Source organism: Citricoccus sp. NPDC055426 (assembly GCF_040677445.1).
Classification (GTDB): Bacteria; Actinomycetota; Actinomycetes; order Actinomycetales; family Micrococcaceae; genus Citricoccus.
This window is the reverse complement of sequence record NZ_JBFARZ010000003.1, coordinates 45,864-58,884: the sequence shown is the minus strand read 5'-3', so window position 1 is coordinate 58,884 and position 13,021 is coordinate 45,864. Positions and strand designations below refer to the sequence as shown.

Below are 13,021 nucleotides of genomic sequence, written 5' to 3'. Positions count from 1 at the left end.
AGCCCGACCCAGAGTACGGAGACAGACCTCATGTTCGAACGGATTGCAGTGGTCAACCGCGGCGAGGCCGCCGTGCGCCTCATCCGCGCGGTGCGCGAGATGAACGCCGAACACCCCTACGGCATACGCACCATCGCCCTCCACACGGAGGCCGAGCGGCGGGCGATGTTCGTCCGCCAGGCCGACGAGGCCATCGCGCTGCGCGGTGACGGCCCCGGCTCCCCCTACCTGGACTACGCCGAGCTCGAGCGCGTGCTGCGGCTCTCCCGTGCGGACGCCGTGTGGGTGGGCTGGGGCTTCGTGGCGGAGGACCCCGCCTTCGCCGAGCTGGTGGCCTCCCTGGGCATCACGCTGATCGGTCCCTCCGCCGAGTCAATGCGCCGGCTCGGTGACAAGGTCACCGCGAAGCTGCTCGCCGAGGACGTCGGCGTGCCGGTCGCCGCGTGGAGCCGCGGGCCCGTGGAGTCATTGGCGGATGCGCGGCGGCACGCGCAGAACATCGGCTACCCGCTGATCATCAAGGCCCGCAGCGGCGGTGGGGGCCGCGGCATCCGCAAGGTCTACTCCGAGGACGAGCTCGAGGTGGCGTTCGAGCGCACCCAGGGCGAGGCGCAGCGTTCCTTCGGGGACCCGGTCGTGTTCATGGAGCGGCTGGTCACGGAGGCCCGGCACGTGGAGGTCCAGGTCATCGCGGACAACCACGGCAACGTCTGGGCGCCCGGCGTCCGCGACTGCTCCATCCAGCGGCGCAACCAGAAGGTGATCGAGGAGTCGTCCTCGCCGCTGCTGACCGAGGAGCAGTCCCAGCACCTGCGGGAGGTCTCCGGCCAACTCGTGCTCGCGGCCGGGTACCGGGGCGCCGGCACGGTGGAGTACCTCTACCAGCCCGAACAGCAGCTCTTCACCTTCCTCGAGGTCAACACCCGCCTGCAGGTCGAGCACCCGATCACGGAGGCCACCACCGGCCTGGACCTGGTCAAGCTGCAGATCCTCGTGGCGGCCGGCGAGCAGCTCGCCGGGGACGCCCCCGCGGAGTCCGGCCATGCTGTCGAGGCCCGTCTCAACGCCGAGGACGCGGACAACGAGTTCGCCGCCGCCCCGGGCACCGTCCGGCTCCTGGACCTGCCGCTGGGCCCCGGGATCCGGGTGGACACCGGCATCGGCCAGGGGGACGTCATCCCGCCGGACTTCGACTCTATGGTCGCCAAGATCATCGCCTGGGGACCGAACCGCTCCGTGGCCCTCGCCCGGCTGCGCACCGCCCTGCGGGAGACCACCGTGGTGATCGAGGGCGGCACCACCACCAAGTCCTTCCTGCTGGACCTGCTGGACCGCGAGGAGCTCGTCACGGCCTCGGCGGACACCGGCTGGCTGGACCGCACCGGCGCCGGCACCGTCAAGGTCACCAGCCCCCAGGCCGATGTGGCCCTGCTGACGGCCGCCGTGGAGGTCTACGAGGACGAGGAGGCCCTGGAACGGACGCGCTTCCTCGCCGCCGCGCACGGCGGCCGGCCGCGGGCGGACGAGACCGTGGGACGCCGGGTCGAGCTGGCGTATCAGTCCAACCCTTACTCGTTCACCGTCGGCAAGGTCGGCCCGCACCGCTACCGGGTGAGCACGGAGCAGGGGGACGGCCAGGTGGACGCCCAGGTGGACATCGAGCGCCTGGCCGAATACGAGCGGCGCGTGGTGACCGGCAAGGGCACCTTCCAGGTGGTCTCGGTGGCCGGGGCCGGCGGGCACCTGATCGAGGTGGACGGCATCTCCCACCGCATCAGCCGTGACGAGGCCGGACTGGTCCGTGCCCCCTCGCCGGCCGTCGTGATGGCCGTGCCGGTCCGCGTGGGGGACGAGGTCCAGGCCGGGGACGTCCTGGTGGTGCTGGAGTCCATGAAGATGGAGACGGCCGTGCGGGCCCCCGCTGCCGGTCAGGTCCGCGAGGTCCTGGCCACCGTCAACACCCAGGTCGACGCCGGTGCCTCCCTGGTGCGGGTGGAATCGGCGGACGATCAGGCCGGTGACTCCTCGGTGCCGCTGGTCACCTTCGACGAGGACGTCTCGGCCGCACCGGCCGACCAGCACGCCGGTGCCCGCGCCCAGCTGGACGCGTTCCGCGCCATGATCACCGGCTTCGACGTCACCGCCCGGCGCGCCCGGGCCCTGCTGTCCACCTACGAGGAGGCCTGCGCCCGCAGCGAGCACGGCAGTGCGGGGAGCGGGGACGGGGATTCCCTCGTGGCGGCGGAGCTGGACGTGCTGACCACGTTCGCAGACCTCTGCGAGCTGGCCCGCAACCGGCCGGCCCTGGGGGAGGACGAGATCGAGACCCGGGTGCACAGCCCCCGCGAGTACTTCCACCGGTACCTGCACTCCCTGGACCCGGAGCGGGAGGGCCTGCCCCAGGCCTTCCAGGACCGGCTGGCCAATGCCCTGCGCCACTATGAGGTGGACGGGCTGGAGCACACCCAGGAGCTGGAGCAGGCCGTCTACCGGATCTTCCTGGCCCAGCAGCGGATCGAGGACCAGCTGCCGGTCGTCTCCGGGCTGCTGAACCGCTGGACCGAGGACCGGGAGCCGTCCGCGGAGACCCCGGAGGGCCTCGAGGAGGTCCTGGACCGGCTCGTGGTGGCCACCCAGTCGCGCTACCCGGTGATCGGGGACGTGGCCCGGAGCCTTCGCTACCGGCTCTTCGAGGAGCCCCGCATCTCCGCCGCGCGCGAGAGGGTGTATGACCGGGCCCGCGGGTCCGTGGCGTACCTGGACGCCAACCCGGACGCCGCCGACCGCGAGGCCCGTCTCGACGAGCTGGTGGCCGGCCCCGAGCCACTGCTGGATCCGCTGGCGGACGCCATCAACGGCGACGGTACCGGCGTCCGCGAGTTCCTCAAGGTGGTCACCCGCCGCTACTACAAGATCCGCGACCTGCAGCAGGTCCAGTCCTTCACCGCCGGGACCCGGCCGGTGGTGACCGGGACCTTCGAGCTGCGCGGGGACCAGCTGGACCTGATCTCCTCGGTCGGCTCCGTCGAGGACCTGGCCACGGTCCTGGAGGACCTGCGGCCGGTGGCCGAGGGCATGTCCGGGCAGATCGTCCTGGACCTGTACCTGGCCTGGCCCGGGCGCCCACAGGACCCGGAGGCGATGTCCGAGCAGCTGCGGCTGGCGCTCGAGCGGGCCGCGTGGCTGTTGGGCGTCCGCCGGGTCACCATCACGATGTGCGGTGAGACCGTGGACTCGCACCACCGCTTCACCTTCCGGCCGGCCGACGGCGGGCTGGCGGAGGAGCTGGTGGTGCGGGACATGCACCCGCTGACCGGTCAGCGCGTGGAGCTGTGGCGCCTGAAGAACTTCCACGGCACCCGGCTGCCCGCCGAGACGGACACCTACCTGCTGCACCTGGTGGCGAAGGACAACCCCGCCGACGAGCGGTTGGTGGCCCTGGCGGAGATCCGGGACCTCACCCCGGAGTACGACGAGGACGGCAGCGTCCTCGGCCTGCCGATGGCCGAACGCACCGTGGCGGCCTGCCTGAACGGCATCCGCCGGGCCCAGGCCCAGCGCGGCAGCCGCAAGCGGCTCTCCGCGAACCGCGTGGTGCTCTATGCCTGGCCGGTGTTCGAACTGGACGTGGAGGACGTCCGGGACGTGGTGGCCCGCAACATCGGCTCCCTGGCCATGGGCCTCGGCCTGGAGGAGATCACGCTGATCGTCCGGGTGCGTTCCGCCGCGGACACCGAGCCGCGCGAGGTGGCCCTGCGATACGTGTTCGACGCCGGCGGCCGCATCACCACGCAGCTGACGGAGCCCGTCACGGATCCGCTGGAGCCGATGGACGACTACGAGCAGAAGGTCCGCAAGGCCCGCTCCCGCGGCACCGTCTACCCGTACGAGATGGTCCCGCTGCTCACCGGGACGGAGGGCACCTTCACCGAGCACGACCTGGACGGTGAGGGCCGGCTGGTCCCGGTGGAGCGCCCCTTCGGCCAGAACACGGCGGGGATCATCGCCGGTGTGGTGAGCACCCCGACGCCGCTGTACCCGGAGGGGATGACCCGCGTGGTGCTGTTCGGCGATCCCACCCGGGCCCTGGGCTCGCTGGCCGAGCCGGAGTGTGCCCGCGTGGTGGCGGCCATCGACCTGGCCGAGCAGAGGGGCGTCCCGGTGGAGTGGTTCGCCCTCTCCGCCGGCGCGGAGATCTCCATGGAGCGCGGCACCGAGAACATGGACTGGGTCTCCCGGGCCCTGCGCAGGATCGTCACCTTCACCCAGGGCGGCGGGGAGATCAACATCGTGGTCGCCGGGATCAACGTGGGCGCCCAGCCGTACTGGAACGCCGAGGCCACCATGCTGATGCACACCAAGGGCATCCTGGTGATGACCCCGGACAGCGCCATGGTGCTCACCGGCAAGCACTCCCTGGACTACGCCGGCGGCGTCTCGGCGGAGGACAACTTCGGGATCGGCGGCTACGACCGGGTGATGGGCCCGAACGGCCAGGCCCAGTACTGGGCGCCGAACCTGGCCGCGGCCGTGGACGTGCTGTTCGCGCACTACGAGCACGCCTACCTGGCCCCGGGGGAGCGCTTCCCCCGCCAGGCGCCCACCTCCGATCCGGTGGAGCGGGATGTGCGCAGCTTCCCGCACACCCACCCGTCCAGCGACTTCACCACGGTGGGGGACATCTTCTCCGCCGAGGCGAACCCGGACCGGAAGAAGCCCTATGACATCCGCACGGTGATGCGCGCCGTGGTGGACCAGGACCACCGGGTGCTGGAGCGCTGGGCGGACATGGCCGACGCCGACACCTCCGTGGTCTTCGACGCCCACCTGGGCGGATACCCGGTGAGCCTGATCGGCATCGAGTCCCGCGCGGTCCCCCGCACGGGTCAGTACCCGACGGACGGCCCGGACCAGTGGACCGCCGGCACGTTGTTCCCGCGCTCGTCCAAGAAGACGGCCCGGGCCATCAACGCGGCCAGCGGCAACCGCCCGCTGGTGGTGCTGGCCAACCTCTCCGGCTTCGACGGCTCGCCGGAGTCGATGCGCCAGTGGCAGCTGGAGTTCGGCGCCGAGATCGGGCGGGCCGTGGTCAACTTCGACGGTCCGATCGTGTTCTGCGTGGTCACCCGGTACCACGGTGGTGCCTTCGTGGTGTTCTCGGGGCAGCTGAACGAGAACATGGAGGTCGCCGCCATCGAGGGCTCCTACGCCTCGGTGCTGGGCGGCGCCTCCGCCGCGGCGGTGGTCTTCACCCGCGACGTCAACCGGCGCACGGAGGCCGATCCGCGGATCAGCGAGCTGCAGGCGGCCATCGCCGAGGCCTCGGACGCGGACCGGAACCGGCTGCGCGTCCAGCTGGGCGAGCTGCGCTCCACCGTGCGCTCGGAGAAGCTCACCGAGGTGGGCCAGGAGTTCGACGGCATCCACAACATCGAGCGGGCCCGCGAGGTCGGCTCCGTGGATGTCATCGTGCCGGCCGAGCGGATCCGCCCCTACCTGGTGGATGCCGTGGAACGGGGCCTGGAGCGGGTGGCCGGGCAGCGCTCCGGAGAACTGGCCGCCGGACAGCCGGTCGCCCGGTAGCGGCCGGTTCCGGCACCTGACGCCGGCCGGCGTCAGGTGCCGGTGGTCTCATCCGGGCCCTGGGGTCCGCGGTCCGCGGGCACCAGGACGGTGATGTTGCCGGGGCCGGGCCGCGTCCGGCCGGACCGTCCGTCCGGGACGTGTGCGCCGACGTCGGCGATCACGGACTCCAGCACGGCCCCGGAGGGGACCACGCAGTCCCCGAGCAGTACGGACCGGGACACCCGGGCTCCGGCCTCGATGACCACCCCGGGGCCCACGACGCTGTGCTCGACCTCGCCGAGGATGCGGCAGCCCGGTGCCACGAAGGAGGCCGAGACGGACGCGCGGGTGTCGATCCAGGCCGGCGGGGCCGGTTCCGGGTTGGACACCAGGGGCCAGCCGGGCCGGCCCAGGTCCAGGCCGGTGCCGTCCAGCAGCTCCATGTGGGCCTTGAAATAGGCGTCCACGGTGCCGATGTCCCGCCAGTACCCCTCCATCCGGTGGGTCCGCGTCCGGCGGTGGTCCACGAAGTGCGGGACGATGGTCTCGCCGTAGTCGCCCAGGGAGTCGCCCTCCGGGTCGTCCTGCTCCGCCGCGAGGTGCCGCGACACCTCGGCGAGGGCGGCCACGTCGTAGATGAAGATCTCCGTGGCCACGAGGCGCCCCTCCGGGCGTTCCGGTTTGTGGTCGTAGCGGGTGGGCACGCCCTGCGCGTTCACCTGCACCACCCCGAACCGGGACGGGTCCTCATCCGTCTGCGTGGTCACCATGGTCAGCTCCGCGGAGCCGGCCCGGTGCTGCTCCAGGGCCGGGCGCAGGTCGAACTGGTAGAGCTGGTCGGCGCTGAGCACCACCACCGTCTCCGCGCCGAAGGCCTCCAGCAGCGGGATCTGCTGGAGCAGGGCGTGGCCGTTCCCGGCGGCGAAGCCCTCCTCGGTCCGGCCCTCGGCGGGAGGCAGCAGGCGCAGCCCGTGGCGGGTGCCGTCGAGGTCCCACGGCCGGCCTCCGGCCAGGTGCTGGTTGAGGGTGAAGGGCCGGAACTGCTCCACGATCCAGACGTCGCGCAGCCCCGAGTTGGCCAGGTTGGACAGGACCACGTCGATGAGCCGGTACTGTCCGGCCACCGGGACGGCGGGCTTGGACCGGGCCTCCGTCAGCGGGGCCAGCCGGCTGCCCCGGCCTCCGGCCAGCACGAGGGCCACCGTGGAGTGGGCCCAGTCCTGCGGAAAGGGGTCGGCCATCGGAAGCGTCCTCTCAGGGAAGGGGTGGGGGAACGATCATCGCTGGCAGTGCCTGCACCAGTACAGGGTACGGTCCTGGCCCGGGAGATCGCCGAAGTCCTCCACGGTGACCGGTCCGCCGCAGCGCAGGCAGCCCTCCCGGCGCCGGCCGTACACCCAGTAGTGGGGCTCGCGGCCCCGTCCTGGCCTCGGGCCCGACGGCGGCGCCGCACCTGCCGCTGTCGCCTCCCGTCCCGCGGTGCCCGCGCCCGGCACGCGCACCCCGTAGGGGGCCGTCGGGTCCGGGGCCACGCCCGTGGTGGTGCGCCGCGGCGCAGGGCGGCCGGGTCCGGCGGGCCGCGTGTTGACGCGCATCAGGTCCCGGGTCAGGGTGATCAACCCGGGCAGGTCCGGCACCGAGGCGACGGGGCGGTGCGGGTCCAGCCCGGCCAGCAGCAGGGCCTCGCAGCGGTAGATGTTCCCGATCCCGGAGACCAGCCGCTGGTCCAGCAGGGCCAGCCCGATCGGCCGGTCCGCCGCCGCGGCGATCCGGAGGACGGCCTCCGCGAGCAGGTCTCCGCCCGGATCCGCCCCGCCCGGATCCGCCCAGTCCGGGTCGAGCAGGTCGGGGCCCAGGAAGCCCAGGCGCTCGGCCACCCCGGCCGTGGGCAGCACCTCGAGCAGCCCGAGCTGGAACCCGACCACCTGGTCCCGCTCGGTCTCCAGCACGCACCGCGCCTGCCAGCCGGGGTGCCGCCAGCGCGGGGTCAGCCGGCCACCGGCGGCGTCCAGGCGCGGATAGGCCTCCCACCGCCCCTCCATCTTCAGGTGCGAGAGGACCGTCAGCTCTCCGGCGTCCATCAGCAGGTACTTCGCCCGGGGGCGCACCGAGTGGATCCTCGCCCCGGACAGGTCGAGGGTGGCCAGCCGGGGTACCCGGAAGTCAGTCCGTTCCAGCTGGCGGCCCGCCAGCACCGGCCGCAGGCGGTCGGCGAGCCGGACCAGCGAATCACCCTCGGGCATGGGTGGAGGACCTGAACCTCAGGCCGGAGGGCGAGGAGTAGAACCCCGCCTCCAGCAGTGCGGCGGCCAGGGGCGTGCCCGTCAGGGGCAGCCCGTTGACCTTCTCCAGCGACATCTTCTCCACCCGCGCGGTGTGCAGCGCCCAGCCCAGCGCGGTGGCCAGTGGTGCCAGCGCGGACTCCTCCTCGGTGAACAGCAGCAGGGTCCGGCCGCCGCGCTCCACGTAGAGTGCCAGTTCCCCGGCCACGAGCACCACCACGGCGCCCGCCTTCCGGCCGGGCCGCTGCCCCGTGGGCCGCACGCCGTCGGACCCGGTGGGGATCTCCGGCCACGGCAGGGCGGCCCCGTAGGGGTTGGCCGGATCGGTGGCGGCCAGCGCCACGGCCGGCGTGGCCGGGGCCGGCCGGGAGTTCTGCGACGGCGCCCGCCAGGGGGCGGGATCCCCGGACTCCGAGGTGCCCGAGCTGTCTGCCACGTCCTGCCGGGCGAAGCCCCGCAGCCGGTCCACGGTGGCGCCGGTGGAGAACTGGGCGGCGCCGAGGTGCTCGATGTAGTAGCCGCGGCGCACCTGGCCGGCCTCCTCCATCCGGGTCAGCAGCCGGTACTGGGTGGCGAAGCCACCGGGGACCTCCTCGGCCATCACGGAGCCGCGGGTGATCACGCCGTAGCGGTCCAGCAGGTACTCGGCGGTGGCATGGGCCCGCACGGTCGGGTCGTGGATCGGGGCGGGCACCAGGGTCCAGCGTCCGGCGGCCCGTGCCGCGTCGGCGGGGCCCAGATCATCCATCAGGCCGGTGGCGGCGGGGACCGCGGCCAGGCCGGTGCCGTCGGCAGAGCCGCTGCCGGCCCCGATCCCGCCGGTGGCCTCCTCGAGCCGCCGCAACCGGGAGAGCCGCGCCCCCCGGCCCGGCCGGGCCGGGCGCGCCCGGGGCGAGCGGGACCGGGACTTGTGCGCGGTGCGGCCCTGGCCCAGCAGCCCGCGGACCGGGGCGAAGGTGTCGTTGCCGACCCGTCCGGCCCACACCAGGTCCCACAGGGCGGCCAGCAGATCGGCGCTGGTCAGCCGCACCGCACCGGCCGGGAGCGGGCCTCCGGAGGCCGCCGCGCCGCCGTCGTGCCCCTGGTCCACGGCCCGTGCGCGTTCGGCGAGCTGGCCGAAGAACCAGGCCCCGCCCCCGCCGAGCACCTCCAGCAGGGCCCGGTGGGCCGGGCCGGGCTCGAAGTCCTCGGCCCGGGTCAGGGAGAGGTCGGCGGTCTCGGCACCGTGGAAGGCGATCCAGCCGTCGTTGCCGCTGCTCGCCGCCGTGCCGGAGAACAGGTACTCGCCGGCGGCCAGCAGCTCGTCCAGCATCGCCGGGGCGTAGTCGCGGACGCGGGCCGGCAGCACATGGGACTCCCAGGCGCTGGCCGGGACGGGGACCCCGGAGAGCTGGTCCAGGACCGCGGCCACGCCGTCCACCCCCCGCAGGGTGGCCGGCGATCCGCCGCCAGGCGGCGGGGACAGGTGCTGCCAGTCGGCGAGGAACCGGGCGTAGCCGGACTGTTCCACCGGCTCGACCTCGGCGCGCAGGGCGGCCAGGGAGCGGCGGCGGATGCGCCGCAGGACCTCGACCTCGCACCACTCGGCCTCGAGCGGACCGCCGGTGCCGTGCTCGCCGGCCCCGGGCCGGAACTGTCCCTCGCTCACCCGGTGCTCCGCGGCGAGCCGCTGCAGGACTTGGAGGACGACGGCGGCGCCCAGTCCCAGCGCGGCCCCGGCCTCGGCGGCGGTGAAGGGGCCGTGGGTGCGGGCGTAGCGGGAGACGAGGTCCCCGAGCGGGTCCGCGACCGGTTCGATGAACGCGACCGGTATGCCCATCGGCAGGGCCACCCCGAGGGCGTCCCGCAGCCGTGCGGCGTCCTCGACGGCGGCATAGCGGGTGGTGCCGGCCAGGCGCACCGTCAGGGCGCGGTTCGTGGAGACGAGCCGGTCCAGCAGCGCGGTGACGTCGTCGTCTCCCGCGAACCGGGCCGCGGCCTCCTGCGCGGTCAACGGCCCGAGCAGGCGCAGGAGGTCGGCCAGCCCCTCGACGCCCTTGACCCGGCGGTCCGGGGAGAGCCGCTGCAGGTCCGCCTCCACGGAGGCCATCACCTCGGGGTCCAGCAGGTCCCGCAGCTCGGCCCGGCCCAGCAGCTCGTTGAGCAGGCCGGGGTCCAGGGACAGGGCGGCGGCGCGGCGCTCGGCCAGGGGGGAGTCGCCCTCGTAGATGAACTGGGCCACGTAGCCGAACAGCAGCGACTGCGCGAAGGGGGAGGGGGAGGCCGTGGTGGTCTCCACGAGCCGCAGCGACCTCGCCTCGATCCGGGTGGCGATGTCCTTCAGGGCGGGCAGGTCGTAGACGTCTTGCAGGCACTCGCGGACGGTCTCGAGGATGATCGGGAACTGCGGGTACTTCCGGGCGACCTCGAGCAGCTGGGCCGAGCGCTGGCGCTGTTGCCACAGCGGGGTGCGCTGGCCCGGGTCCCGGCGGGGCAGCAGCAGGGCGCGGGCGGCGTTCTCCCGGAACCGGGCGGCGAACAGGGCCGAACCGCCCACCTCTGCGGTGACGATTTCCTCGAGCTCCTCCGCGGTGAACAGGAACAGCTCCGCCCCGGGCGGCTCGTCCTCCATCATCGGCACCCGCAGCACGATCCCGTCGTCGGCGGCCATGGCCGAGCCGTCCATCCCGTACCTCGCGTGCAGCCGCGCCCCCACGGCCAGCGCCCACGGGGCGTGCACCGGCATCCCGTAGGGCGAGTGCAGCACCACGCGCCAGTCCCCGAGCTCATCATGGAAGCGCTCCACCACGAGGGTCTTCTCCGTGGGCAGCTGGCCCGTGGCCTCCTGTTGCTCGGCCAGGTAGGCGGTCAGGTTGTCCCGAGCCCACTCGTCCAGTCCGGCGGCCGCCAGCCGGTCCGCGGAGGGAGTCCCGACGCCGGCCGGCCCGGCTTCCGGCGCGGCGGCCCGGCTTTCGGCGGCGCCCGCCACCTCCCGCCGGAAGGCACCGACCGCCTCACCCAGCTCGACGGGGCGCCCCTCGGCGTCACCACGCCAGAACGGCAGCCGGCCGGGTTGGCCGAAGGCCGGGACCACGAGCACCCGGTCGTGGGTGATGTCCTGGATCTGCCAGCTGGTGGCCCCCAGGACGATCACGTCTCCCACGCGGGACTCGTAGACCATCTCCTCGTCCAGTTCACCCACCCGGCGCCCACCCGTGCGGGCGGTGCCGGCCTTCTCGTCCTCCGTGCCGGCCAGGAAGACGCCGAAGAGCCCCCGGTCCGGGATGGTGCCGCCGGAGGTGACGGCGAGCCACTGCGAGCCCGTCCGGCCGGTGAGGGTGCCGGCCTCGCGGTCCCAGACCACGCGGGGGCGCAGCTCGGCGAACTCGTCCGAGGGGTAGCGGCCGGAGAGCAGGTCCAGCACGGACTCATAGGCCGAATGGGGCAGGGCGGCGAAGGGGGCGCTGCGGCGGAGCGTATCGAACCAGGCCTCCACGTCCAGGTCCTCCAGGGCGCAGGCGGCCACCGTCTGCTGGGCCAGGATGTCCAGCGGGTTGGCCGGGACGGACATCCGCTCGATCTGCCCGGCGAGCATGCGTTCCACCACCACGGCGGAGTCCACGAGGTCGCCGCGGTGCTTGGGGAAGAACCAGCCCGTGGAGGTCTCCCCGACCTGGTGCCCGGCGCGGCCCACCCGCTGCAGCCCCGAGGCCACCGAGGGCGGGGACTCCACCTGGACCACCAGGTCCACCGCGCCCATGTCGATCCCGAGCTCCAGCGAGCTGGTGGCCACCACGCACCGCAGGGTGCCGGACTTCAGGGCGTCCTCGATCAGAGCCCGCTGTTCCTTGGACACCGAGCCGTGGTGGGCCCGGGCGAACTCGGCCTCGCTGCCCTGGGAGGCATGGCCGGCCGACTGACCCGATCCGCCCATCAGCTCGGCGGGCGCGTGGCGGGGTGCGTGCGCACGGGGGCTGACGAGGTGCTCCGCGGTGCCGTCCGGCTGGGAGGCGCCCTCGGGCTGGGAGGGGGCGCCGCCGTCGGGCGGTTGCTGGCGTTCCTCCCAGATCTCGTTGAGGCGCCCGGTCAGCCGCTCGGCCAGGCGGCGGGAGTTGGCGAAGACGATGGTGGACCGGTTGGCGGCCACCAGGTCCACGATCCGCTCCTCCACGTGCGGCCAGATCGAGGCGTTGGCCTGCAGGCCGGACCCCGGCCCGAGGTCATGGGCGGCCGGGGCGGAGGGCAACTGGGTCATGTCCGGCACCGGGACCGTGACGTGGACGTCCCAGGACTTGGTGGAGGCCGGGGCCACCACCCGCACCGGCTGGATCCCGCCGAGGAACCGCGCCACCTCCTCGCGGGGTTCCACCGTGGCGGAGAGCCCGATGCGCTGGGCGGGTGCCTCCAGCAGGGCGTCGAGGCGTTCGAGGGAGACCGCCAGGTGGGCGCCGCGCTTGGTGCCGGCCACCGCGTGCACCTCGTCCACGATCACCGTCTCGACCCCCGCGAGCGTGGCCCGGGCCTGGGAGGTCAGCATGAGGTAGAGCGACTCGGGGGTGGTGATCAGGATGTCCGGCGGATGGCTGGCCAGCTGCCGGCGCTCGCGGGCCGGGGTGTCCCCGGACCGCACGCCCACCCGGACCTCCGGCGGCTCCTCGCCGAGCCGCCGGGCCGTCTGCGTGATGCCGATCAGGGGCGTGCGCAGGTTGCGCTCCACGTCCACGCCGAGGGCCTTGAGCGGGGAGATGTAGAGGACACGGGTCAGGTTCTTCGGCTTCTTGCCGGCTTTCTTTTCGGCCGTCGCCCCGCCCGCCGCCCCGGCTGCCGAGGTGTCCGACGCCGTCCGCTCGCCCGGCGCGTTCGGCCCGCCGGAGGCGATGGTGTCCCCGGCCGGGGCGCGCAGGAACCCGTCGAGGGCCCAGAGGAACGCGGACAGCGTCTTGCCCGAACCGGTGGGGGCCACCACGAGCGCGTGCTGGCCCGAGGAGATGGCGTCCCAGGCGCCGATCTGGGCGGTGGTCGGCGCGGCGAAGGCCCCCGCGAACCACTCGCGGGTGGCGGGGGTGAAGCGGGCCAGGACCTCGTCCGCCGTGGGCTGTTCCACGAGGTCCGGTGCGGGGTCCGGTGCGGTGTCAGGCTGTGGGTGTCGGGCCATTGCGGCCATGCTACGCCGGGGCGCGGACGGGATAGTGCCG

4 protein-coding genes are annotated in these 13,021 nt (G+C 73.8%); 1 reads left to right on the top strand and 3 read right to left on the bottom strand.

Annotation, left to right across the window (positions count from 1 at the left end; genetic code table 11):
* Window positions 1-30: 30 nt before the first annotated feature.
* On the top strand, window positions 31-5,583 hold the full coding sequence (locus AB0K08_RS06050) for a carboxyl transferase domain-containing protein (RefSeq protein WP_363352629.1): 5,553 nt from the start codon (window positions 31-33) through the stop codon (window positions 5,581-5,583).
* A gap of 32 nt (window positions 5,584-5,615) precedes the next feature.
* Here the strand turns inward: AB0K08_RS06050 and AB0K08_RS06045 are convergent, their stop codons facing one another.
* From AB0K08_RS06045 to AB0K08_RS06035, 3 genes are read right to left on the bottom strand one after another with little or no spacing between them, the layout of a single operon-like run.
* Window positions 5,616-6,806 carry a sugar phosphate nucleotidyltransferase gene (locus AB0K08_RS06045; protein ID WP_363352628.1) on the bottom strand — a complete coding sequence of 397 codons (1,191 nt, stop codon included), beginning with the start codon at window positions 6,804-6,806 and terminating at the stop codon, window positions 5,616-5,618.
* A 36-nt stretch (window positions 6,807-6,842) separates the two neighbouring features.
* On the bottom strand, window positions 6,843-7,808 hold the full coding sequence (locus tag AB0K08_RS06040; protein ID WP_363352627.1) for a DNA-formamidopyrimidine glycosylase family protein: 966 nt from the start codon (window positions 7,806-7,808) through the stop codon (window positions 6,843-6,845).
* Window positions 7,795-12,981 carry an ATP-dependent helicase gene (locus AB0K08_RS06035; protein WP_363352626.1) on the bottom strand — a complete coding sequence of 1,729 codons (5,187 nt, stop codon included), beginning with the start codon at window positions 12,979-12,981 and terminating at the stop codon, window positions 7,795-7,797. The genes AB0K08_RS06040 and AB0K08_RS06035 overlap by 14 nt, the downstream gene beginning before the upstream one ends.
* Window positions 12,982-13,021 lie beyond the last annotated feature (40 nt).

Excerpts from the sequence above, each read along its gene's own strand:
- AB0K08_RS06050 (WP_363352629.1), top strand. The coding sequence starts at position 31 with ATGTTCGAACGGATTGCAGTGGTCAACCGCGGCGAGGCCGCCGTGCGC.
- AB0K08_RS06045 (WP_363352628.1), bottom strand. The coding sequence starts at position 6,806 with ATGGCCGACCCCTTTCCGCAGGACTGGGCCCACTCCACGGTGGCCCTC.
- AB0K08_RS06040 (WP_363352627.1), bottom strand. The coding sequence starts at position 7,808 with ATGCCCGAGGGTGATTCGCTGGTCCGGCTCGCCGACCGCCTGCGGCCG.
- AB0K08_RS06035 (WP_363352626.1), bottom strand. The coding sequence starts at position 12,981 with ATGGCCCGACACCCACAGCCTGACACCGCACCGGACCCCGCACCGGAC.